The sequence below is a fragment of the Anabaena sp. CS-542/02 genome, from assembly GCF_028331085.1.
Lineage (GTDB): Bacteria > Cyanobacteriota > Cyanobacteriia > Cyanobacteriales > Nostocaceae > Anabaenopsis > Anabaenopsis arnoldii.
In genome coordinates this window covers 59,512-82,053 of sequence record NZ_JAQMTM010000019.1, presented here as the reverse complement: position 1 = coordinate 82,053, position 22,542 = coordinate 59,512, and the positions used below count along the sequence as shown (strand labels likewise).

The following is a 22,542-nucleotide window of genomic DNA, read 5'->3' as shown; positions in this document are numbered from 1 at the left end:
AGCGAGTACCCATCAACCTAGTTGTTCCATGTCCGAGAAAAACTCCCTAAGCAAAAATCCACCTAAAATCCGGATCATCACACATACACTGACAACAGCCCTCAAACTGTGGTTAAAATCACAGGTCAGCCAAGTATCGCAGTTAGATGTAGAAATTAAAGCGAGCGATCGCCAAATTCTCTCTGGTTGTGTTCCTTGGGTATCTATTTTTGCGACTAATGCAGTGTATCAAGGTATTCATCTCACACAAATTCAACTTTTAGCAGAAAATATTCAGGTAAATATCGCCTCGATACTCAAGGGACAGGCACTACGACTATTAAAAATAGTACCAGTTTCTGTTCAATTAATGGTAGAAGAGAAAGACCTGAATAGTTCCCTCTCATCTGAATTATTCTCTACTGGTTTAAATGATCTATTGTTGAAAATATTACCAGAAATTGGTTTTAGAGCCAAGCCAATTTCCTGGCAAAGAATAATACTTGATAATAATAAAATTCTCCTCAGGTGTATTATATCATATGCAAGTGAAGCCACGCATCTGGAAATTAATTTCAATTGCTCCTTAATTGGCGGTCATGAATTGAAGCTAGACAATATCCAAGTCATGCAAAACGAAGCATCTCTGTTAAAGGATGAGCACAGTTACAATCTGAATCTTGGCTCAGATGTCGATATTCAAGAAATGAGTGTGATCCCTGGTCAGATGATTTGCCAAGGAATGATTAAGATTAATCCTTGAGGAGAGATGAAACCTGGATCCGGGGTAAATGGTTTAGCCTACAGTCCCCATTCTCCACAGGTCACAGATTTGCAATCAATGGTAATAAAAGCGTCACAAAATAGTAAACCAACGGGGCTGTAAAAATATAACTATCAGTGCGGTCTAAAATACCACCATGACCGGGGATCAACTGGCCTGAATCCTTCACGCCAGCGTCACGCTTGAGCATAGACTCAGTGAGGTCACCTAACAGACTAGCAATACCAATCAGTAAACCCAATCCTACACCAGTGAAGAGGAATTTTGGCAAGTGCAGATAATAGGCTCCTACCAAGGCTACAGCGACGCTGGCTATAATTCCAAATACCGCCCCTTCAACGGTTTTTTTGGGACTGATATCAGACAAACGGGTTTTGCCGAAGAATTTGCCAATAACATACGCACCAATGTCAGCAGCCCAAATACAAAAGAAAGTCAACACTGTTAAACTTAACCCCGGTGGTAAGGATGCAAAACTGTATTCCTGGAAGTTGCCAATATTGGGCCAGTAACCACCGATAGCTTGCGTGGCGTAGCTATAGGGGAGATTGGTGTAAGCTAAACTATCAATACTGCGCAATCGTACCCAGTAACTTGATAAGTAGCCAACATAAAATAGTCCCATAATGGAGGCAGAAATATCGGCGATTGTAGCCATTTTTGGTTGAAACAGTAAATAGAAACAAATTAATGTCCCTGCTATGGGCATCACAGCATCAGCCAAACTTTCATTAAAGTTACAAATCACTAGTAAAGCTAGGCTGACAAACATGGTAGTTTTAGCAGCGGGTAAAATACCTCTAGCTCGTACCAAATTAAAATATTCTTCTTGACCTAAAAGAACCACCACCGCAATGGCGATAGTAAAGTACCAACCACCCAAAAGGGTAGCCCCCAGAGCCAGGGCGATCGCCACAATTCCACTAATAATCCGAGACCAAGGCATAGAAATGAGTATGAAGTATAAAGATAAAGTCTAATAGCGTAGCGTGGACTAAGCCATAGTAGAAGCTGTAATTTATCCTGGATGCCTCAGTTTTCATCCTCCTAAACTAGTGCAACTTTTAAGCTAATCAAAGCGATTAAACTAGATTAACTACGGCATCCGTCAATTCTGACTTGTCAGAAAGCACGATAGAATCATGGGTCACGGTGAAGGCAGTTGCTTGCAAAGCACGCAATAAAATATTGCGTGCGCCATTCACATCACGAGAAATCTGTATTCCGCAATGTGGACATTTAAAAACTTTGTTTCCACCTAATTTATAATGAACATGACCGCAGTTACCGCACGTTTTTGACGTATATGATTCGTTACAAAGCACGACTATTACACCTTTTCTTTGTGCAGCTTGCTTGAGATGTCGCTCAAATTTGTAATGGGAAAGAGTCAGCATTTGCCGTACAGACTTACTGTTTATTTTGCGTTTCTTCCCACTACGTTTTTTAATCACCATTTGACTAGAATCAAACGTTGGTAGGTAAATTACTTTGTAGGAATTAACAAGCAAGTTAACAGCTTTGTTATGCAAATCTTTAATTAAATTCTGAATCCTTTCTCTGACACGATTAGCAGCAATACGCATCTTTCTACGTTTACGGCATGTTGTTTTGGTAGAACGGCTGATGAGATTATCAAGGTGCTGACACAATCTTTGTATGCGTCCGATGTCTCCGGTTCCAATCTCCAAGACATTCTCGCCATCAAAACCAGTTAAGAAAGTGCGATTACCGGGGTCTACTGCTATTACCCTATCACTGCCAGTAGGTACAGTTTCTCTATATTGAGGAAAGCAGCCAAACCACTTACCACGACGGTAAACAAGCTCTGTACCATACTCGCATTGTTCAGGAATAGTTTGACCAATTGTAGTAAAACCTAAACCTTTCGTTGTGCGCGGATACCAAGTACCATTTTTGAAATTACCAACTTTGAATTGGATAGTTTGGCTTGTGGCTTTACAGCTTTTAAATTTCGCACTACCACCTTGACTGCGAGCCTGTTTAAAGGCATCAAATGCCTCAAAACAAGCTTCTTGACGTTGATGCCCTGGTAAGGTTTTAACCCATGACGTTACATCCATTTTTTGAGCTATTTTATCTCCTCAGCAGATATCTTAACTTCTTTTGCTTGGCTAGTTTTATTATCAATAATTACTCTGAATTGAGTATCATAATTATTGTGAAGATAACTAATACATTGATTGCAGTAATAACGATAAGCAGCAAGCCAACGCTTCCAGACTCGATGTAATTCCTTACTATGAAATAGCCTGATTTTCAATACACTGTTCGGTAACTGCTTTGTCGATTCCTTGTGACGCGACTTCTTTTTGTAAATCTTCTTTGATGATTGACTTGTATTTTCTAAGCCCGTATAACCTGCTAGAGAAACAGTGGATGATCGACAACATATCTTGTACGAGTTCCTGTTCTGGACTAAGCTGGCGGTCATTGAGAACCAAGAGTTCGCACTCAAATTTTGTGCATAACCACTTAACCAATTCAAATCCGAACCGGACGAGTCGGTCAGGGTGGGTAACGACAACACGTTGGATATCGCCGTCGATGATTCGTTCCAGAATGGCGAGGAATTTTTTCCGTTTAAAATTGAGTCCGCTGCCAACTTCTGAAATAATTTCAGCCTCTGGGTATCTTGTGCGTAAGTGCTCAAGTTGTCGTTGCAAATCGTCTTGCTGGGAATGAGTCGATACTCGTCCATAGCAAATAGTTGTAATTGTCCGGGGTATTCCGCCGATTTTTTCGACTTCTTCGAGAATGAAACGCCTTTGACCTCCTGGTGTACGGATTGCTTTAAGTTTGCCTTCGTTTTCCCATCTCCTGAGACTGGAGACATGGACACCAAGGATTTTAGCTGCTTCCTTGGGAGTGACATGTTGCATTAAGACTTCATTAAATCAACTACTTTTAGTCTAGCGTGAGTTAGTAAGAGTTAGTCGTTTTAAGAAAAAATTGACAATTAGTTACACGTCTAGTTTTTCACCACTCAGGATAAAGATGGGATCAACAGCCACAAAGGTTTGAGAAAAGCCCCGCGTCTCCAAACGGTTGACAGCAGACTGGACAACTTCAATATTTCTAGCTCGCAACAGCGAGAAGCTTTGAGAAATAGCATATAGTCCTTCTAGATTAGCAGCTGTGGCCACAACCCTCCCTGATGTGGGCAAATAATGCCATACCGCTGGTAAAATATCCTCTATGGGTTTTCCACCCTCAATACAAACGCGATCAGGGGATAGCTTCAGCTCATGCAAACACTCTGGGGCGCTACCTTCAATTATTTGCACATTCTTGACTTCAAAGCGATCGCAGTTGCGCTGAATTAAGTTGGCTACATCTTCATCCCGTTCTACTGCTATAATGTGTCCCTTAGGACATAGTAGTCCAGCTTCTACAGGAATTGTCCCTGTTCCCGCGCCAATATCCCATAATACTGAATCAGATTTGAGCCGCAGTTGGGAAATTAATAATAGTCTCAGTTCTCGCTGACTGAAGGGAATACCCGGTAAATGCTCAAATAATTCATCGGGAATACCAGGGGTAGTATAAGGCCAAAGTTGGGAAGGCATAGAAAAACACAATTATACTAAATGTATCAGCTTGCCCAATTTGACAAGCCATAAGCCAAAAAAGCTTGAAAACTTAGCGTTATTAGCAATCATAATGATCAGCGAAGTCTTAGGCGATCGCTACGAAGTCCAGCAGCTATTAGGAAAGAAATCAGGGCGACGGACGTTCTTAGCCAGGGATAAAACCACAGGGGAGTTAGTAGTCGTCAAGTTACTTTCTTTTAGCAGTGACTTTGAATGGGATGATCTCAAGCTATTTGAGCGCGAAGCCAAAATTTTAAAATCTTTGTCCCATCCCGCTATCCCCAGTTATCTAGACTATTTTGAAGTAAATTTACCCAAGCTTAAAGGATTTGCTCTAGTCCAGAGCTATATTTCAGGTCAAACTTTAGAACAATACATCAAAGTTGGGCGGACTTTTACAGAATCTGAAATCAAACAGGTAGCCACGGAGCTTTTAGAAATTCTCATCTACCTACATGGGATGCATCCACCTGTGATTCACCGTGATATTAAGCCTAGCAATATTTTATTGGGTGAGCGCTCCGCTCATCATGTCGGTCAAGTTTACCTAGTAGATTTCGGTTCTGTGCAAAATGTACTTGATACAGAAGCTGGGACTAGAACTGTGGTCGGAACATATGGCTATATGCCTCCAGAGCAATTTGGGGGGCGTACTGTTCCAACTTCTGACCTTTATAGTTTAGGCGCAACATTAATTTATTTGGTCAGCGGTAATCATCCAGCCGATTTACCCCAAAAAGATTTTCGCATTCAGTTTGAACAAGTAACTCACCTGAGTCCAGGGTTGACTCGCTGGTTAAGGTGGATGACTGAACCAACCCTAGAACGGCGACCAAGTTCGGCTTTAGAAGCCCTGAAAGCTTTGAATGAGTCGGACTTGAAAAGCCCCCTCCCTTTAAATATGGTTAAACCTGTGGGGAGTAAAATTCAACTCTCTCAGAATTGGGATCATCTAGAAATTCTCATCCCATCGGCTGGTTGGAAGTTTTGGATGTTATTCGCTGGTTTGTTTGGTTTGTTTTTCTTCTTTAGTGGCCCCGTGGTGACAATTGAGGCGCTATTTACCATCAATTTTTTCCTTGCCTTACAGGGATTGTTCGCGTGGGGTATGGGTTATTTCATATTGTATTATTTATTTCGCTCTCTATTTAGACGCACCCGCCTGCGTTTCGATGAGCAGCAAATGACCTTTACTTATGAATTATTCGGATTTAAATGGCATGGTTTCCCCCCAGCGCCTCGGGAAAATATTACTAAGATCGCTTATATTCCTCGATACGTTGTCAAAGATGCTGAGGGTGGTGATAGTCTCAAACCCGCAAAGTTAGAAATTTGGGTGGGAGTGACAAAATACCCTTTGAGTGTTAATCATGGTGCTATTCAATCTGAAGCGGAACTGGAATGGCTAGCTCATGAATTAAGTGATTGGTTAAATATCCCCATTGAGAAAGCATAGACTCACCAAAGCAAAAACAATTTAAAAGTCAGCCCAATTGCAATTTGAAAAATAGTTGTCTTGAGCGTCTAGGGTCTTTTGCTTTCCCAGTACTGTTAAAGGTTGGTTTCTAGCCCCTGTCTTTAAACCTGGTGAGTGTCAAATTCAAAGTAAAACTGAGAAAAGATTCTAAAATTTTTACTGCCTTGGTCTCACCTGGGAGATACTCTAAAATAAACCCAAATATTGCTCATCTATTTAGATAAACTTGGCACTAGAGAATTTTATGATCTAAAGTTCTGTCTTTAATTATACTTGAATAAAGGATAACCGTAATGTTTGGACTAGGATGGCCGGAAGTAGTCATAATTGCCATTGTAGCTATCGTAATTTTTGGACCTAAAAAAATTCCTGAATTGGGAAATGCATTGGGTAAAACCTTACGGGGGTTCAAGGAAGAATTGAACTCTCAGGATGATGACGCCCAGGGTGATAGCTAAGGAGGGGTAGCCATAGGAGAACAGCAATATTTAGAAGTAGAGACGCCATAGATTCGTCTCTACAACCCCAACTAAGGTAAAGTCTTGATCACAGAAGACGTCATCCCATTTTGAGTATCTACGATTGTGGTGGAGGTATTTTGTGGCTGTACCTCCTCTGTTACTAAACCCCGCAGCTTGATTAACTTGATGGCTCGACTCACACTTTCTGGTAAAATTACTACTAGACTGTTATCGGGAGCCATATCTAAGGCTTGATTAATTGCCGTAGTTTCATCCAAAACTGACTCATAACGACAATTGGGATTAACTTGCGTAATACCGTTAGTAATCAGATCCGCAGCTGACCCACGCGATCGCCCCCTGGTGTCATCATCTTCTTTGACAATAATATAGTCAAAAATTTCTGCCGACAATTTCCCCAAAGTGACAAAATCTTCATCACGGCGATCGCCTGGACCACCGACAACGCCAATGCGCTCTCCCGTAGTCCAATTTCGCACAAAAGAACCCAAAGCCTCATAACTGGCGGGATTGTGAGCGTAATCTACCAAAGCATGATACTTACCCAAATTAAATAAATTCATTCTTCCGGGGGTTTGACTCACCGAAGCCCGGAAACTCTTCAACCCGGCGCGAATCTGTTCTATGGTCACATCCTGGACAAAAGCAGCTAAACTAGCGGCCATTGCATTAGCAATCATAAAACCGGCTCGTCCGCCCATGGTCAAGGGAATATTTTCGGCTCTTTCTATGCGGTGTGTCCAATCACCCTTGACAATGGACAGATAGCCATTTTCATAAACCGCCGCCACACCCCCCTGCTGTACATGCTGACGCACCAACTCAGCATCAGGATTCATAGTAAAATACGCAATATTAGCTTTAGTTTTCTGGGCCATAGCTGCTACCCGATGGTCATCGGCATTTAGCACAGCGTAACCGTCAGGAAATACGGCTTCTGCTACTACACTCTTTAAATTAGCCAACTGCTCAATGGTATCTATATCACCTATACCCAAATGGTCAGCGGATACATTCAATACTACACCGACATTAGCCAGATCAAAACCTAGACCGGAGCGTAGGATTCCACCGCGAGCAGTTTCCAGCACTGCCACCTCCACAGTGGGATCTTCCAAAATCACATGGGCGCTTTGGGGTCCAGTATTATCTCCTGACTCCACTAAGTATTCACCGATATACGTCCCATCTGTAGTTGTATATCCTATGACCTTGCCTGTCTGCTTATAAATATGTGCCAACAGTCGAGTAGTGGTTGTTTTACCATTAGTACCTGTGACACTCAAAATCGGAATCCGACCTGACTGTTCATGGGGAAACAGCATATCCATAACCGCCCCAGCAACATTCCGGGGTATACCTTGACTGGGAGCTACATGCATCCGGAATCCTGGCGCTGCATTCACCTCCACAATTACCCCATCTACCTCGCGCAAAGGACGGCTAATATCTGTAGTAACAATATCTAAGCCCGCTACATCCAAACCAATAATTTTCACCACCCTTTGAGCCAACCAGACATTTTCCGGGTGGATTTCATCCGTGCGGTCTATAGCACTTCCCCCAGTACTCAAATTAGCTGTTGCCCGTAAATAACAAATTGTCCCTTTAGGTGGTACACTCTTAAGGGTTAGTCCTTGCCTTTCTAATAGTTGGTAGCTGCTACGGTCTAATTCAATCTTGGTGAGTATATTATCATGCCCTTCACCACGATTAGGGTCTTGGTTGGTTTCCTCGATCAGTTGAGCAATGGTAGACCGACCATCACCGACAACATGAGCCGGAACCCGTTCCGCTACGGCTACCACTTTGCCATTTACAACCAGCACCCGATGGTCTCGCCCGGCGTAATAGCGCTCAACAATAATAGAGCGAGAAATTAATCGGGCTGCTTCATAAGCCGCTTCGGCTTCATCCCACTCTCTAATATCAATAGTAATTCCACGCCCGTGGTTACCATCAGATGGTTTAATGACAATAGGATAGCCACCCACATATTCAATGGCTTCTTCTAAATCATCGAAAAAGTTGATCACTGTACCTTTGGGTACTGGGGCTCCAGATGCTGCCAGAATCCGTTTGGTAGCTTCCTTATCGCAAGCTAATTCAACTCCCAAAATTCCGGTATTACCAGTCATGGTTGCTTGCATCCGCTTCTGATTCACGCCGTAACCCAATTGAATCAAAAACCGGGCACTCAACTGTGTCCAGGGAATACCTCTTCTTTCAGCTTCTTTGACAATTGCTTCAGTCGAAGGACCTAAAGAGGATTCACGCCATAAATCTTGTAGGTCTAAAATATCTTGTTCGAGTTCTGCTTTTGGATAACGACCTCTATCAACGATACTTTGGCAAAGCCGCACAGCTGCTCTCGCCGAGTAGCGTCCTGCTTCCTCATTCAGATACTCGATCACCACCTGGAAAATCCCAGGTGTGGCAGTTTCGCGGGTGCGCCCAAAGCCGACATGCATTCCGGCTAATTCCTGCAGTTCTAAGGCTACGTGTTCCACGATGTGGCCCATCATAGTGCCTTCCTTAACCCGCATCAGAAAACCGCCGCGACAGCCAGGGGAGCAGTAATGACCTTCCAGACTTGGCAGAGCCTCTACTAATCCTTCGTAAAAGCCAGGGATTTGATTCGAGGGCGTCTCGGCAAGGTTCTCTAAATCTAGTCGCATAACGATTAGCTTGTGGCGTCGAATGCTCCAGTAATTTGGGCCACGTAAGGTCTGGATCTTGAGGATTCTCATGGGAATAGGTAGATGGAGATTCGGAACCAAAATTCTAGTTTCTTACTGAAATTGACCGCTAAACTGTTTATGGTGAACAGTTTTTGTGTTAGTGTTAGCGGGGCTAGCAACAAAACAGGGTAATTGGTCATTGGGGGAGTTTAGTTTTTTGGGAATTTGATAGGGTAGCGTGGCGTAAGCCATATTTTTCCCCCCCCTTGTTTTAGCGGTCAATGCGGTGTACAGCTGGTAATACAGTCCGCTGATATAGGTGAAAGCGATCCCCATAGCTGAGGATGTGCAATCGTAAATTATGCACGGTGAGAGGTTCATTAGCGCCCACATGAGGCTCGTTGGTATGGCTCACTTCTGTGGGATCGACAATAGTGACACTTCCTTTACCGACAACTTGTAGCCAACCATCACGTTCAAATACAGCACAAGTATCTTCATCAATTCCAATCCCTAGGCGGTCGGGATGAGCGGCGATCGCACTAATCAACCGACCCATGCGATTACGATTGTGAAAATGCTGGTCAACAATCACCTCCGGGATAAAACCCAAACCCGTTGCCATATCGACCAGGGAACGATTTGGAGTTTCACCACTACCACCACCAGCAATCATATGATGCCCCATCACTGCGGCTCCAGCACTAGTACCGGCCAGTGTCAGTTGTCCGTCCCGTACCCGTTGGCGGATAATTTCCATAGCTGGCGTATCTGAGAGTACGCCACAAAGACGCAATTGGTCGCCTCCAGTGAGAAATACACCACTACAGGATTCCAAGGACTCTTTGACAAGGCTGGTTTCACACTGTTCGCGTTCGCGTATGTCTAAAATTTCGACTTTGTCTGCACCCATTTCTTCAAATAGGCGAATATATCTACCACCGATGATAGCTGGTTCGCGAGAAGCCGAAGGAATAATTGTAATATAGGCCTTACTAGCACCAGCACGGCCAAAAAAAGTTCTGAGGATATCGCGTCCATGAACTTTATCTTCTGCGCCTCCGATAACCAGAACGGCGGTTTTAGTTGCTTGGGGTGTCCTCATTTCCAGCGATTTAGCTTTTAATTGCGGCATTGTGTTTCTCCTGTCAACAACTTCAGGTGAATAGAACAAGGTATGGCTATGGACACTCAGGGGAATGGCTAACACCAAGGAAGCGATTGCACTTCGCTTTGTGGGGGAGAAACTTGTCCCAAAGTTAGCATCGGGGTAACTTGCCGATTTAACTTCTGGACTGATCCACATGTTCGCGTAGCGTCTCCGTCAGGATCAGCCTTCATATTCATGTGTTGTTTACTGTTCCTCAAAGCCAGTGCCTTGTTGTTCACCTGTACACTTTTTCCAGACTGGCAAAATAATGCTTGGGAGACTAGAGATGACACTTGTGTTCGGTAGGTTTCCCCACTTTGACGAAATGTCCTTTTCCCCTCTGGTATTGCGGTCTATCAGGTTTTAACACGCTTTTCTTGAGGCTGGGCCTATGCAGCCACTGAAGTTGTTAACTTGGTCAGATTATTAATTTAAATGTACTTGTGACAATATTTAAACACAAATTAAGTAATTAGAAAAACTTTTGATCCTACTAAAATCAATAGTTCTGGTACTTTTAGTCACTATTGATTAAACTTGTCTGTAGTTCTATCCTACATTGAGCGATTGTTTTTGCTAGACATTCAAATTTAAGATTAGTGTTCTCCAATACGAATTACTGTGCGCTTTGATATAGTTACACTTTTTCCTGACTGTTTTACCTCAGTTTTAAGTTCCGGTCTGCTAGGCAAAGCCTTAGCTAAACGGATTGCTCAAGTAAATCTGCTTAACCCCAGGGATTTTACCACCGATAAGCACCATAAGGCTGACGATGAACCCTATGGCGGTGGCGTTGGGATGCTGATGAAGCCAGAACCAATCTTTGCTGCTGTGGAATCGTTGCCAACTCTACCGCGTAGAGAGATTATTTTCATGAGTCCCCAGGGTCAAACCATGAATCAACCCCTATTGAAGGAATTGGCTACGAATTATGACCAGCTAGTAGTCATCTGCGGCCATTACGAAGGAGTAGATGAGAGGATACTCCATTTAGTCACTCGGGAGGTATCTTTAGGAGATTTTATTCTCACCGGGGGAGAAATTCCGGCTATGGCATTGCTCAATGGTGTAGTCAGGCTTCTACCAGGTACTGTAGGCAAAGTCGAGTCCCTGAAGGCAGAAAGTTTTGAGGAGGGATTGCTAGATTACCCCCAGTACACTCGCCCGGCTGATTTTCGCGGCTGGAAAGTTCCAGATGTCTTACTATCTGGAAATCATGCGCAAATAGCTCGGTGGCGATATCAGCAACAACTCAAAAGAACGGCTGATCGCCGTCCCGATTTGCTGCGAAAATGGCAACAGGAGAACCCGCAATTCGGGGAAAAGACATTCCCCAATGACCCATCACGACCAAATAATCAATCATAACCATGAATATTCGCATTGGCAACGGCTACGATATCCACAAATTAGTCAGCCATCGCCCTTTAATTCTAGGAGGAATCCCAATTCCTCACGAATTGGGTTTATTAGGGCATAGTGACGCTGATGTCCTCATTCACGCCATCATCGATGCCATGTTAGGGGCCTTATCCTTGGGGGATATTGGTCATTATTTTCCTCCCACTGATCCCCAATGGGCCGGGGCTGATAGTGTAGTTCTATTAACTCAAGTACATCAACTCATCAAGGAACAAGGTTGGCAAATAGGTAATATTGACTCGGTAGTAGTAGCAGAACGTCCCAAATTAAATCCGCATATTGAAAAGATGCGTGCTAATTTAGCCTCTGTTTTAGAGTTACTACCCAATCAAATCGGCATCAAAGCCACGACTAATGAAAAATTAGGCCCCGTTGGTCGCGAAGAAGGTATATGTGCTTATGCAGTAGTTTTATTATCAGCTAAAAACTGATTAGTCAATTTATTTAATAAAACTAAAAGATAAATTATGATATTCAGTAACAAAATATCTAAGCCAATAAAAGGTTTTTGTTTATTTATATGTTTAGTGGCTTTTACAGCTATGGCAATTATAGCCTGTAACCCATCTAAATTTCCAACTAAATCGCCACAATTACCGCAATTAATCAACAGCATTCTCAGTGATCCGAAAACCTTTAATTATGCGCTGAGTTCCGAATCTCCTAATATTTTCGGTTTAACTTACGAGGGATTAACCACCCAGAATCCCATCACAGGGGAAATTGAACCAGTGTTAGCAGAATCATGGTCAGTTACCGATGATAAATTAGGGTTTATTTTTACCCTCCGAGAGGGTTTAAAATGGTCAGATGGGCAACCACTAACAGTAGACGATGTTGTTTTCACTTATAACGACATCTACCTCAACGAAGAAATTCCCACAGATACTAGAGATATTCTCAGAGTAGGTGACAGTCGCGCATTACCTAAAGTAGAAAAAATTGATGCCCGGCGGGTTAAATTCACCACTCCAGAACCATTTGCGCCCTTTTTGGGAACATTAGGAATCCCAATTTTACCCGCCCATGTCCTGGAAAAATCCATCACAACAAAAGACCGAGAAGGTAAGCCCATATTTCTCTCCAAGTGGGGCGTTGATACTCCTGTCGATGAAATCATCGTCAATGGTCCATACAAATTAGAGCGTTATGATACAAGTCAGCGTGTAATTTTCCAGCGTAACCCCTATTATTGGCGTAAAGGCCCACAAGGAAAATCTCAACCTTATATTGAACGGATTGTATGGCCAATTGTCGAATCTACAGATACTTCAATGCTGCAATTTCGTTCTGGTGGTTTAGATGCTGTCGGAGTAACCCCAGATTACTTTTCTTTGCTCAAAAAGCAAGAAAAACAGGGTAATTTCACCATCTATAACGGCGGTCCAGCTACTGGAACCTCCTTTATTGTGTTTAATCTCAACAAAGGTAGAAGAGATGCTAAACCTCTAGTAGACCCGATAAAGTCTCGTTGGTTTAATACAGTTGAATTTCGGCAAGCAGTAGCTTATGCTATTGACCGCCAAACCATGATTAATAATACTTTCCGCGGCTTGGGTCAAACTCAAGACTCACCCATTACCATCCAGAGTCCTTTTTATATGTCTCCGGAACAGGGACTAAAAACCTACGATTACAATCCTGAACAAGCCAAGGAATTGCTCAAAAAGGCTGGTTTTAAATATAATAGCCAAGGTCAACTATTAGATTACCAAGGTAATCGGGTTCGTTTCACCTTACTAACAAATGCAGGAAACAGAATCCGCGAAGCAATGGGGGCACAAATTAGACAAGATTTAGGCAAAATTGGGATGCAGGTTGATTTCACACCCTTGGCATGGAATACTTACACAGATAAGCTAGCTAATACTCTAGATTGGGATGCTTCTTTACTAGGTTTGACTGGTGGGTTAGAACCCAATAATGGCGCTAATGTCTGGTCACCTGAAGGGGGATTACATATGTTTAATCAAAAACCCCAGGCAGGACAAAAGCCAATAGAAGGCTGGGAGGTGTCTCCTTGGGAGGCGAGAATTGCTGAACTTTACATTCAAGCAGCCAGGGAATTAGACGAGGCCAAACGTAAAGAAATTTATGCCGAAACTCAGAAGATTAGCCAAGAATATTTACCGTTTATTTATTTGGTTAATCCTTACTCATTGTCAGCAGTGCGAAATAAATTTGAAAATATTCAGTATTCAGCTTTAGGTGGTGCATTCTGGAATATTTATGAAATCAAAATGACCTCCTAATTTTCCTATTCCCTCATTGAAAATTACTGTGACTCAACCCGAAAGCTTGCGATCGCTCTTAGAAGCGGTTGCTAATGGTCAAGTTACCCCAGATATAGCCTTAGACTCTCTAAAAAGTTGGTCCTATGAATCTGTGGGTGAGTTTGCCAAAATTGATCATCATCGCCAACTGAGAACTGGTTTCCCTGAAGTCATTTGGGGACCTGGTAAGACTCCAGAGCAGATTGTACAAATTATGCAGGTGATGCGCCACCGTAACCCGGTAGTGATGGCAACGCGCATTGAACCAGGAGTTTATGCCGCACTGCAACCCAAGATTAGGGATTTACGATATTACGAATTGGCGAGAATTTGCGCCATTAGTCCCCCCACCATTGACCCAAAGATTGGCGGTTTAATTAGTATTCTTTCGGCCGGGACTGCTGACTTACCGGTGGCTGAAGAGGCAGCTGTAACAGCAGAACTTTCTGGTTTGCGTGTACAACGTCTTTGGGATGTGGGTGTGGCGGGAATTCACCGTTTACTTAGTAATCGCCATTTGATTCAAGCCTCATCAGTTCTCATTGTTGTGGCGGGAATGGAGGGCGCTTTGCCTAGTGTTGTGGCAGGTTTAGCAGATTGTCCAGTGATTGCTGTTCCTACTAGCATTGGTTATGGTGCGAGTTTTGGCGGTTTAGCCCCCCTATTGACAATGCTCAACTCCTGTGCAGCCGGTGTGGGGGTCGTGAATATTGATAATGGTTTTGGTGCTGCTGTGCTCGCAGGGCAAATTTTGCGAACAGCTGAGAAAATCAATTCAAAATAAAAGATTATCTATGACCAAAGAACAAACGTGGAGTCAACGATTTGAATCCGCATTACATCCAACCATCGCTCGTTTTAATGCCAGTATAGGTTTCGATATCGAGTTAATCGAATATGACCTGACTGGTTCTCAAGCTCATGCTAAAATGCTGGCTCACACGGGTATTATTTCCCCTGTAGAGGGGGATCAACTGGTGGCTGGTTTAGAACAGATTCGCCAAGAATACCGCCAAGGAAAATTTCAGCCGGGTATTGATGCGGAGGATGTGCATTTTGCTGTGGAACGCCGACTAACGGAAATTGTCGGCGATATAGGTAAAAAGCTGCACACGGCGCGATCGCGTAATGATCAAGTTGGTACCGACACTAGACTTTATCTCCGGGAGCAGATTCAAGCAATCCGCAGCCAAATAAGAGAATTTCAACGTGTAGTACTAGATATAGCCGAAGACCACGTTGAAACTTTGATTCCTGGATATACGCACCTTCAACGTGCCCAACCCGTGAGTTTGGCCCATCACCTCCTGGCCTATTTCCAAATGGCACAACGCGACTGGGAACGCCTAGGAGATGTTGCACGCCGGGTGAACATTTCCCCCCTAGGGTGTGGTGCATTGGCGGGGACGACTTTCCCCATTGACAGACATTACACAGCTAAACTATTGCATTTTGACACAATTTATGATAATAGCTTGGACGGAGTGAGCGATCGCGACTTTGTGATTGAATTTCTCTGTGCGGCCAGCTTAATCATGGTTCACCTCAGCCGTCTTTGTGAGGAAATTATCCTCTGGTCATCGCAAGAATTTGGTTTTGTCACCCTCAAAGATAGCTGTGCTACTGGTTCGAGCATTATGCCCCAAAAGAAAAACCCCGATGTACCCGAATTGGTGCGGGGAAAAACCGGCAGGGTATTTGGTCATCTCCAAGCAATGCTGGTAATTATGAAAGGCCTACCCCTGGCATATAATAAAGACCTGCAAGAAGATAAAGAAGGTTTATTTGACGGCGTTAACACCATCAAAGCGTCTCTAGAAGCCATAACAATATTGTTGCAAGGTGGGTTGGAATTTTGTCCGCAGCGTTTAGCAGCAGCCGTTAGCGAAGACTTCTCTAACGCTACAGATGTGGCAGATTATCTGGCGGCCAGGGGTGTTCCTTTCCGAGAAGCCTATAACCTTGTTGGTCAGGTGGTGAAAACCACTATTGCCGCCGGTAAACTCTTAAAAGATTTAACATTAGAAGAATGGCAACAACTCCATCCAGCATTTGCCACAGATATTTATCAAGCAATCTCCCCCCGTCAAGTCGTAGCAGCACGCAATAGCCACGGTGGCACAGGTTTTACACAAGTAAATCAGGCAATTGCTACAGCCCGCACTCAAATTTCTGAATAACAGAAGTATAGAGTGGGGAATGGGCAGATATTCCTGGTCTAGCTTATTCCCAATGCTCAATGCCAATTAACAAATCAGGGCCTACATATAATATGTACGCCCTGAAAATTCAAAAACTAAAATAATTAAAAGATGTCAACAGAATTAGGACTCAGCGTCAGTTGCGGCTGCGCCCTCTTCTTCCTCACTCTTAGGAGGTCTTTGTTGGAACCTTCTCTGCATTCTTCCTGTAGTAGTCCGTTTACGAAACTTTCTGGCATACGCCTGGTTACGTAGCGCCTTTTCTTTTTTCGGGTTACGGCGCTTGGCCATGTTCACCTCATTTAATAAACAACAAAAAATCCCAACTAGGCATTACATAAGGAACATCAGCTACTTATGTCATGGATATAGCTTTGGCCTAGATTAGTCATTATATAGTTTTAACAGCATACTAGTCTATCGTATTTCATTTATTTATGTCAATACTACCGAGAACTGCTTTTCCAGTCCCAAGGTGTTGATTATTGTGGATCAAGTTGTATTTAAGCCATAGCTAACCCAAAAAGTCAATTATTTCCATAACAAATGTATAAATAAACACTAGTATATGTTTTTTTTGGCAATCAATAAGAACATTGATATACTGTACAAAGTCTTGATAAAAAACTAATTTCTGCCATTCAAACTAAATAAATAAGTCAAGATTGAATGTTATTGCTTTTTTTTGCAACATTTGCCCAGTCGAGAAGTAATTTATGGCGCTTAGTACAAACGATACTAGGTCTGATTTTCCGTCATCCTATTACTGGTGCTAGTATCATCCCAATATTACCAGATGGTCGAATTGTCCTGATTAAAAGGCGCGATGACGGCTGCTGGGCGTTACCAGGGGGTATGGTGGATTGGGGAGAGGATATTCCTCAAACAGTCAAACGAGAATTGAGAGAAGAAACCGGACTGGAGTTGGTAAAAATTACTCGTTTAGTAGGAGTTTACTCAGCACCTGACCGTGATCCTCGCATTCATTCAATTTGTATTCTGGTTGAAGCTGAAGTTCAAGGAGAAATGGAGATTCAAGATACTTTGGAAGCTTTGGAAATCGAGGCTTTTCCACCTGATTCTTTACCTCTAGGAAAAATGTCTCATGACCACACCCGCCAGTTAGAAGACTATTTGAACGGCTTGACAACACTAGCGTAAAAGGTATTGTTGATTAGAGATTTAACCTTAGATTAAAGTGCATACACTATTCCGTAACTCCCGGAGACAACTCACTCAAGGGCTTTTGTTTTGGCGTGAAGCTGGTCAAGGGACTCCTATAATTTTCTTGCATGGTGCTTGGAACAATAGCAGTCAATGGGTATCAGTAGTTGAGTCACTATCTGATAATTTTCATTGCTTCGCACCAGATTTATTGGGGTTTGGTGAGTCAGAAAACCCTAATGTTCATTACTCGATTGATTTAGAGGTAGAGTGTATTGCCGAATTTGTTCAAGCTCTGAGATTGCAAAAAGTATACTTGGTAGGGTATTCTCTTGGCGGTTGGATTGCTGCTAGCTATGCTTTAAAGTATCCAGATCAAGTATATGGTTTAGTATTGCTAGCACCAGAAGGTGTAGCTGTACAAGGACAGGAAAGATATTTTCGGAAAATGCGGAGATTTGTTAAAAGTACACCAATCTTATTGAAGATATTAAAATTCTGTCGGGGATTAAATAAAATTCCGGGGTGGAAAGAAAAAATTGACAAAAATTTTAGTTGGCGTCGGACTTTGTTAGAATATCCTGCAGCGTGTCAGATGTTGTTCCAGAGGCGAGATTCAGAAATTGAAGCAGAATTACTTGATAAAAGATTGCACTTGATGGAAGTTCCAGTGCTAATTTTACAAGGTGGCCAAGATTCTCTAGATGCAGTAGTTAAAACTCAAACTTACACTCGTCTGCTACCTCAAGTAGAGTTGAAAATAATTGCTCATGCCGGAAATGATTTGCCTGGTTATTGTAGCGGAATTGTCATTCAATATATTCAGAACTTTATCGAGACTAATTCTAACAATTCCAACTTTTACTCCTAATTCGGTAAAGCCTAATTAAAAGAATCTGACTATTTCTCGCATTCCCCAAAAAATTAAATTTGCTTCGACAATTAAACGCGCTGCAATATCTGGAAATTTAAATTGCAGATATTTTAATAATAAAAGTCTATCGCCTCCTTTGATGACTATTTTAGCATCAGGAAATAGCTGCCACCAGGAAAAGCAAAAATCTTGAATCCCCGCTAGTAAAGTGTAAATAATCCCACTTTGAATCGCCTCTGGTGTATTCAAGGCAAACCTTGGAGGTAAATAGATAATTTCTATTTCTAGCTCTGGTAATTGTGCGGTTTTTTGCCTTAAAGTAGTAAACTGTAAAGCCAGTCCTGGTAGAATTGCGCCTCCTAGCAAAGACTCATGAGCATCCGCACCCGTAAAAGTTAGTGCGGTTCCAGCGTCAATTACTAGTATGGGAAAACCAAATTTTTTTCCCGCCCCCCACAACGCCAGCGCCCGGTCAATTCCCAAAGTGGGATACATATTTAAAAGAGGAATTTGCTCTAAGGTGATCACACGCACATGAGGGTGATTTTGCCAAATTGCGGTTTGATCGGGGACGACAGAGGCTAAGAATATGGGAGGATGGGGAGTTCTCTCTGGGGCTATTTGCCTATTCCTGACATGGCCAGGCAAAATTTCTGGTGGGACATCATCCAGTGTTTGACATTGAGCTAGTTTTTGTATTGTAGACTCCGAAATATGGTCAGTGTCCCAGGTCTGGGTCAGAGTTTCACCTGTGAACAGTCCCCAGTGTAGGCGGGAATTGCCAATTTCCAAAGCTAACCAAAGATTCTCTGGTTTCACACTTTTAATTTTTTTAACTCTGTCATAGTTTTTTCAATCAAGCTGAACAATCAAGGCGTGTCACAATACAAATAGGGGAAAAATACTCATTGCGTCAAGGAGGACAATTATGGTATCAACAACTCAAAAACGTCTCACTGTAGAAACTGTGGCAATTGCTCAAGAAACCATAGCAATCCGCTCTTTAGACTGGGACCGCGATCGCTTCGATATTGAGTTTGGTCTGCAAAACGGTACCACTTATAACTCGTTTCTCATCCGAGGTGAGCAGACTGCCTTGGTTGACACTTCTCACCAAAAGTTTCGCCAGTTATATTTTGATATACTCACGGGATTAATCAATCCCACAGAAATTAATTATCTAATTGTCAGCCACACGGAACCAGATCATAGCGGCTTAGTGAAAGATTTGTTGCAAATGGCTCCAGAAATTACCGTTGTGGCTTCTAAGGTAGCAATCCAGTTTCTAGAAAACTTAGTACATCAACCATTTAAACGCCAAATTGTCAAAAATGGCGATCGCTTAGATTTAGGCAATGGTCATGAATTAGAATTTGTCATTGCCCCCAACTTACACTGGCCGGATACCATATTCAGCTTCGATCACAAAACCAAAGTTCTCTACACCTGTGATGCTTTTGGGCTGCATTATTGCTCAGATAGCACCTTTGACGACAACTTAGCAGCCATTGAGGCAGATTTTAAATATTACTACGAATGCTTAATGGGACCTAATGCGCGCTCAGTGCTATCTGCCCTCAAACGCATGGCGGAACTAAAAAGCATTGATATGATTGCCACTGGTCACGGGCCGTTATTATCTCACAATGTGGACGAACTCATAGGGCGCTACCGTACTTGGAGCCAAAACCAAAGCAAAGCAGAAACAGTGGTGGGGATATTTTACGTTTCTGAATATGGTTACGGCGATCGCCTTGTCCAAGCCATTACCAAGGGTATTAGTAAAACCGATGTGGCGGTGGAAGTCGTAGATTTGGGGTCAGGGGTAGACTTACAGGAACTGAGGGAATTAGTCGGTCGGTGTACAGGAATAGTAGTGGGTACACCAAACGCGGGAAGCAATACCAATATCCAAGCATCACTCAGTACCATTTTAGGCTCTGCCAAAGAAAAACAAGCCATAGGCATATTTGAAACCGGCGGCGGAGACGATGAACCTGTAGATCCTTTACTAAATAAATTCCGTAACTTGGGATTAACAACAGTTTTCCCCCCAATTCGCATTAAGGATACCGCCACCGAAAACACTTACCAACTGTGTGAAGAGGCGGGTACAGACTTGGGACAGTGGGTAACACGCGATCGCAGCATCAAAGCTATGAAATCCCTGGACACAGACCTAGATAAAGCACTAGGTAGAATCAGTGGCGGACTATATATAATTACTGCCAAAAAAGGCAACATATCCAGCGCTATGTTAGCTTCCTGGGTTGCGCAAGCCAGCTTCAAACCCCTGGGATTATCCATTGCAGTCGCTAAAGACCGGGCGATTGAATCACTTATGCAAGTAGGCGATCGCTTTGTCCTCAATGTCTTAGAGGAAGGTAATTACCAAAAACTCATGAGGCACTTCTTAAAACGGTTCGCCCCGGGTGCTGACCGCTTTGCAGGTGTGAGAACTCAGCCAGCCCAAAACGGCGCACCTATCCTCACCGACGCTTTAGCCTACATGGAGTGTGAAGTTGTGAGTAGGATGGACTGCGGTGACCACTGGGCGGTATATAGCCACATCTACGAAGGAAGAGTATCCAAACCAGAAGCATTAACGGCTGTCCATCATCGGAAAGTCGGTAACCATTACTAAAAAGATGATTGATGACTGGTGATCCGTTAAAAATGAGTTTTAAAGCTATGACTTTCTCTGTAGACAAACCCCGTGACGTTCAAGCCCTTCCCATTGGGACAGATACCACAATACTGCGATCGCGCAGTTGGTCAAGACTGAGATTTGAAATTGAATATGCTCTTGCTAAAGGAACAACTGCGAATTCTTATATAATTCAGGGGCAAAAAATTGCTGTGATTGACCCTCCAGGGGAGACATTTACGCAAATTTACTTAGAAGATTTAGGGCGAAGGGTTGATTTAAAAACTATTGATTATGTCATACTCGGTCATATCAATCCTAACCGCGCTTCTACTCTCAAGGCATTATGGGAAGTTGCACCCCAGATCACCTTTGTCTGTTCTAACCCAGGGGCTAAAAATTTACGCAGTACTTTAGACAATCAAGATTTACCAATTAAAGTTATGCGGGGGGATGAAACCCTCAACTTGGGTAAAGGTCATGATTTACAATTCATTCCCACTCCTAACCCACGTTATGCAGATCAGCTTTGCACCTACGACCCACAAACAGAAATCCTATACTCAGATAAGCTATTTGGGGCGCATATTTGTGGCGATCAGGTATTTGATGAGGGGTGGGAAGCAATCAACGAAGACCGACGCTATTACTTTGATTGTCTGATGGCTCCTCACCCTCGGCAAGTAGAAACAGCATTAGATAAACTTGCTGATGTGCCCATCAGAATGTATGCTCCTGGACATGGCCCCATAGTGCGTTATGGTTTAATCCAACTGACTAAAGCCTATCGCCAATGGATTCAACAACAAGCCTCATCAGACTTGACAGTAGCACTGATTTATGCATCAGCCTATGGTAATACTGCCACCTTGGCCCAGGCGATCGCTCGTGGTATTACTAAGGCTGGGGTGGGGGTAGAATCCATTAACTGTGAATTTACAGAACCAGAAGAAATTCGGCTGGCGGTGGAAAAGTCTGCTGGTTTTGTCATCGGTTCACCTACCCTTGGGGGTCATGCACCTACTCCGGTGCAAACAGCTTTAGGAATTGTCCTTTCTACGGCTACTAATGACAAACTATCCGGGGTTTTTGGTTCCTTTGGCTGGAGTGGTGAAGCGGTTGATTTAATTGAAAATAAACTCAAAGACGCTGGATTTCGGTTTGGTTTTGATACTATCCGGGTGAAGTTTAAACCCGATGATACTACATTACAATTATGCGAACAGGCCGGTACTGACTTTGCTCAAGGACTGAAGAAGGCTAAAAAGGTGCGTGTTCCTACCCAACCAGCCACAAATGTAGAACAAGCAGTTGGTAGGATTGTGGGTTCTCTTTGTATTGTGACAGCCAAGGAAGGCGATATATCCAGCGCCATGTTAGCTTCCTGGGTTTCTCAAGCTAGCTTTAATCCTCCCGGTTTAACTGTCGCAGTGGCTAAAGACCGGGCGTTAGAAACGTTCATGCACTCAGGTAATAAATTTGTCCTCAATATCCTCCCAGATGGTAAGCATGTAGGTTTGATGAAACACTTTCTCAAACCTTTTGCTCCCGGACAGAACCGATTTGCTGGTGTTCCATCTGACGAGTCTGAAAGTGGTTCTCCCATTCTCACTGAATCCTTAGCATATTTGGAATGCTCCGTACAAAGTCGATTGGAATCAGGTGACCATTGGCTGGTTTATGCCACGGTAGATAATGGCAAGGTCTTAAATAAAGATGGTGTCACATCTGTGCATCAACGCAAAACCGGAAGTCATTATTAGCTATGGCTACGCTACGCTATCGCTATCAGAG

The 22,542-nt window shown here is 43.1% G+C and carries 19 protein-coding genes; 12 read left to right on the top strand and 7 right to left on the bottom strand.

Going from position 1 to position 22,542, the window contains the following annotated elements:
- Positions 1-28 precede the first annotated feature (28 nt).
- A complete protein-coding gene (locus tag PN447_RS01905; RefSeq protein ID WP_271760349.1) occupies positions 29-742 on the top strand; it encodes an LmeA family phospholipid-binding protein in 714 nt (237 codons plus the stop codon).
- A gap of 61 nt (positions 743-803) precedes the next feature.
- Here PN447_RS01905 and PN447_RS01900 read toward each other — a convergent pair whose 3' ends face one another.
- From PN447_RS01900 to cbiT, 4 genes are all read right to left on the bottom strand, one after another.
- Positions 804-1,709, bottom strand: coding sequence for a phosphatidate cytidylyltransferase (locus PN447_RS01900; protein WP_271760347.1), 906 nt, complete (start codon positions 1,707-1,709; stop codon positions 804-806).
- 136 nt (positions 1,710-1,845) lie between these two features.
- Positions 1,846-2,847: an RNA-guided endonuclease InsQ/TnpB family protein gene (locus PN447_RS01895; RefSeq protein WP_271760345.1), complete on the bottom strand. Its 1,002-nt coding sequence runs from the start codon at positions 2,845-2,847 to the stop codon at positions 1,846-1,848.
- A 177-nt stretch (positions 2,848-3,024) separates the two neighbouring features.
- Entirely contained in the window at positions 3,025-3,666 is a 642-nt protein-coding gene (locus PN447_RS01890; RefSeq protein WP_271760343.1) for an IS607 family transposase, read from the bottom strand.
- Positions 3,667-3,747: 81 nt separating this feature from the next.
- Entirely contained in the window at positions 3,748-4,353 is a 606-nt protein-coding gene (gene cbiT / locus PN447_RS01885) for a precorrin-6Y C5,15-methyltransferase subunit CbiT (protein ID WP_271760342.1), read from the bottom strand.
- A 94-nt stretch (positions 4,354-4,447) separates the two neighbouring features.
- Between cbiT and PN447_RS01880 the strand changes: the two genes are divergently transcribed.
- The gene (locus PN447_RS01880) at positions 4,448-5,833 is read left to right on the top strand and encodes a serine/threonine protein kinase (RefSeq protein ID WP_271760341.1); all 1,386 of its coding nucleotides are present in this window, start codon (positions 4,448-4,450) and stop codon (positions 5,831-5,833) included.
- Positions 5,834-6,147: 314 nt separating this feature from the next.
- On the top strand, positions 6,148-6,312 hold the full coding sequence (gene tatA, locus PN447_RS01875) for a twin-arginine translocase TatA/TatE family subunit (protein WP_271731744.1): 165 nt from the start codon (positions 6,148-6,150) through the stop codon (positions 6,310-6,312).
- Positions 6,313-6,383: 71 nt separating this feature from the next.
- Here tatA and cphA read toward each other — a convergent pair whose 3' ends face one another.
- Positions 6,384-9,086, bottom strand: a complete 2,703-nt coding sequence (gene cphA, locus PN447_RS01870) for a cyanophycin synthetase (protein WP_271760380.1) — start codon at positions 9,084-9,086, stop codon at positions 6,384-6,386.
- Between the two features lie 202 nt (positions 9,087-9,288).
- Positions 9,289-10,152, bottom strand: a complete 864-nt coding sequence (locus PN447_RS01865) for a cyanophycinase (RefSeq protein ID WP_271731775.1) — start codon at positions 10,150-10,152, stop codon at positions 9,289-9,291.
- Between the two features lie 636 nt (positions 10,153-10,788).
- Here PN447_RS01865 and trmD point away from each other — a divergent pair.
- The 7 genes from trmD to PN447_RS01830 all read left to right on the top strand — a co-directional run bounded on the left by trmD (position 10,789) and on the right by PN447_RS01830 (position 18,098).
- Entirely contained in the window at positions 10,789-11,535 is a 747-nt protein-coding gene (gene trmD / locus PN447_RS01860; protein ID WP_271760339.1) for a tRNA (guanosine(37)-N1)-methyltransferase TrmD, read from the top strand.
- 2 nt (positions 11,536-11,537) lie between these two features.
- The gene (gene ispF / locus PN447_RS01855) at positions 11,538-12,020 is read left to right on the top strand and encodes a 2-C-methyl-D-erythritol 2,4-cyclodiphosphate synthase (protein WP_271760336.1); all 483 of its coding nucleotides are present in this window, start codon (positions 11,538-11,540) and stop codon (positions 12,018-12,020) included.
- Positions 12,021-12,056: 36 nt separating this feature from the next.
- Positions 12,057-13,841 carry an ABC transporter substrate-binding protein gene (locus PN447_RS01850; protein ID WP_271760335.1) on the top strand — a complete coding sequence of 595 codons (1,785 nt, stop codon included), beginning with the start codon at positions 12,057-12,059 and terminating at the stop codon, positions 13,839-13,841.
- A 28-nt stretch (positions 13,842-13,869) separates the two neighbouring features.
- Positions 13,870-14,646 (top strand): nickel pincer cofactor biosynthesis protein LarB, encoded by a 777-nt coding sequence (gene larB, locus PN447_RS01845; protein ID WP_271760332.1) that lies wholly within the window; start codon positions 13,870-13,872, stop codon positions 14,644-14,646.
- Between the two features lie 10 nt (positions 14,647-14,656).
- Positions 14,657-16,042, top strand: coding sequence for an argininosuccinate lyase (gene argH / locus PN447_RS01840; protein WP_271760330.1), 1,386 nt, complete (start codon positions 14,657-14,659; stop codon positions 16,040-16,042).
- A gap of 690 nt (positions 16,043-16,732) precedes the next feature.
- Positions 16,733-17,224 (top strand): NUDIX hydrolase, encoded by a 492-nt coding sequence (locus PN447_RS01835; protein WP_271760328.1) that lies wholly within the window; start codon positions 16,733-16,735, stop codon positions 17,222-17,224.
- Positions 17,225-17,261: 37 nt separating this feature from the next.
- Entirely contained in the window at positions 17,262-18,098 is an 837-nt protein-coding gene (locus PN447_RS01830; RefSeq protein WP_271760326.1) for an alpha/beta fold hydrolase, read from the top strand.
- 15 nt (positions 18,099-18,113) lie between these two features.
- On the opposite strand, the gene PN447_RS01825 is transcribed toward PN447_RS01830, so the two are convergent.
- Complete coding sequence (locus PN447_RS01825) at positions 18,114-18,920, bottom strand: pantothenate kinase (RefSeq protein WP_271760325.1); 807 nt, start codon at positions 18,918-18,920, stop codon at positions 18,114-18,116.
- Positions 18,921-19,029: 109 nt separating this feature from the next.
- On the opposite strand from PN447_RS01825, the gene PN447_RS01820 reads away from it, so the two are divergent.
- Both PN447_RS01820 and PN447_RS01815 read left to right on the top strand, forming a co-directional pair.
- The gene (locus tag PN447_RS01820; RefSeq protein ID WP_271760323.1) at positions 19,030-20,745 is read left to right on the top strand and encodes a diflavin flavoprotein; all 1,716 of its coding nucleotides are present in this window, start codon (positions 19,030-19,032) and stop codon (positions 20,743-20,745) included.
- 47 nt (positions 20,746-20,792) lie between these two features.
- A complete protein-coding gene (locus PN447_RS01815; RefSeq protein WP_271760322.1) occupies positions 20,793-22,511 on the top strand; it encodes a diflavin flavoprotein in 1,719 nt (572 codons plus the stop codon).
- The last annotated feature ends 31 nt before the right edge of the window (positions 22,512-22,542 follow it).

Coding starts and splice junctions, on each gene's coding strand:
- PN447_RS01905 (WP_271760349.1), top strand. CDS start 29: ATGTCCGAGAAAAACTCCCTAAGCAAAAATCCACCTAAAATCCGGATC.
- PN447_RS01900 (WP_271760347.1), bottom strand. CDS start 1,709: ATGCCTTGGTCTCGGATTATTAGTGGAATTGTGGCGATCGCCCTGGCT.
- PN447_RS01895 (WP_271760345.1), bottom strand. CDS start 2,847: ATGGATGTAACGTCATGGGTTAAAACCTTACCAGGGCATCAACGTCAA.
- PN447_RS01890 (WP_271760343.1), bottom strand. CDS start 3,666: ATGCAACATGTCACTCCCAAGGAAGCAGCTAAAATCCTTGGTGTCCAT.
- cbiT (WP_271760342.1), bottom strand. CDS start 4,353: ATGCCTTCCCAACTTTGGCCTTATACTACCCCTGGTATTCCCGATGAA.
- PN447_RS01880 (WP_271760341.1), top strand. CDS start 4,448: ATGATCAGCGAAGTCTTAGGCGATCGCTACGAAGTCCAGCAGCTATTA.
- tatA (WP_271731744.1), top strand. CDS start 6,148: ATGTTTGGACTAGGATGGCCGGAAGTAGTCATAATTGCCATTGTAGCT.
- cphA (WP_271760380.1), bottom strand. CDS start 9,086: ATGAGAATCCTCAAGATCCAGACCTTACGTGGCCCAAATTACTGGAGC.
- PN447_RS01865 (WP_271731775.1), bottom strand. CDS start 10,152: ATGCCGCAATTAAAAGCTAAATCGCTGGAAATGAGGACACCCCAAGCA.
- ispF (WP_271760336.1), top strand. CDS start 11,538: ATGAATATTCGCATTGGCAACGGCTACGATATCCACAAATTAGTCAGC.
- PN447_RS01850 (WP_271760335.1), top strand. CDS start 12,057: ATGATATTCAGTAACAAAATATCTAAGCCAATAAAAGGTTTTTGTTTA.
- argH (WP_271760330.1), top strand. CDS start 14,657: ATGACCAAAGAACAAACGTGGAGTCAACGATTTGAATCCGCATTACAT.
- PN447_RS01835 (WP_271760328.1), top strand. CDS start 16,733: ATGTTATTGCTTTTTTTTGCAACATTTGCCCAGTCGAGAAGTAATTTA.
- PN447_RS01820 (WP_271760323.1), top strand. CDS start 19,030: ATGGTATCAACAACTCAAAAACGTCTCACTGTAGAAACTGTGGCAATT.
- PN447_RS01815 (WP_271760322.1), top strand. CDS start 20,793: ATGACTTTCTCTGTAGACAAACCCCGTGACGTTCAAGCCCTTCCCATT.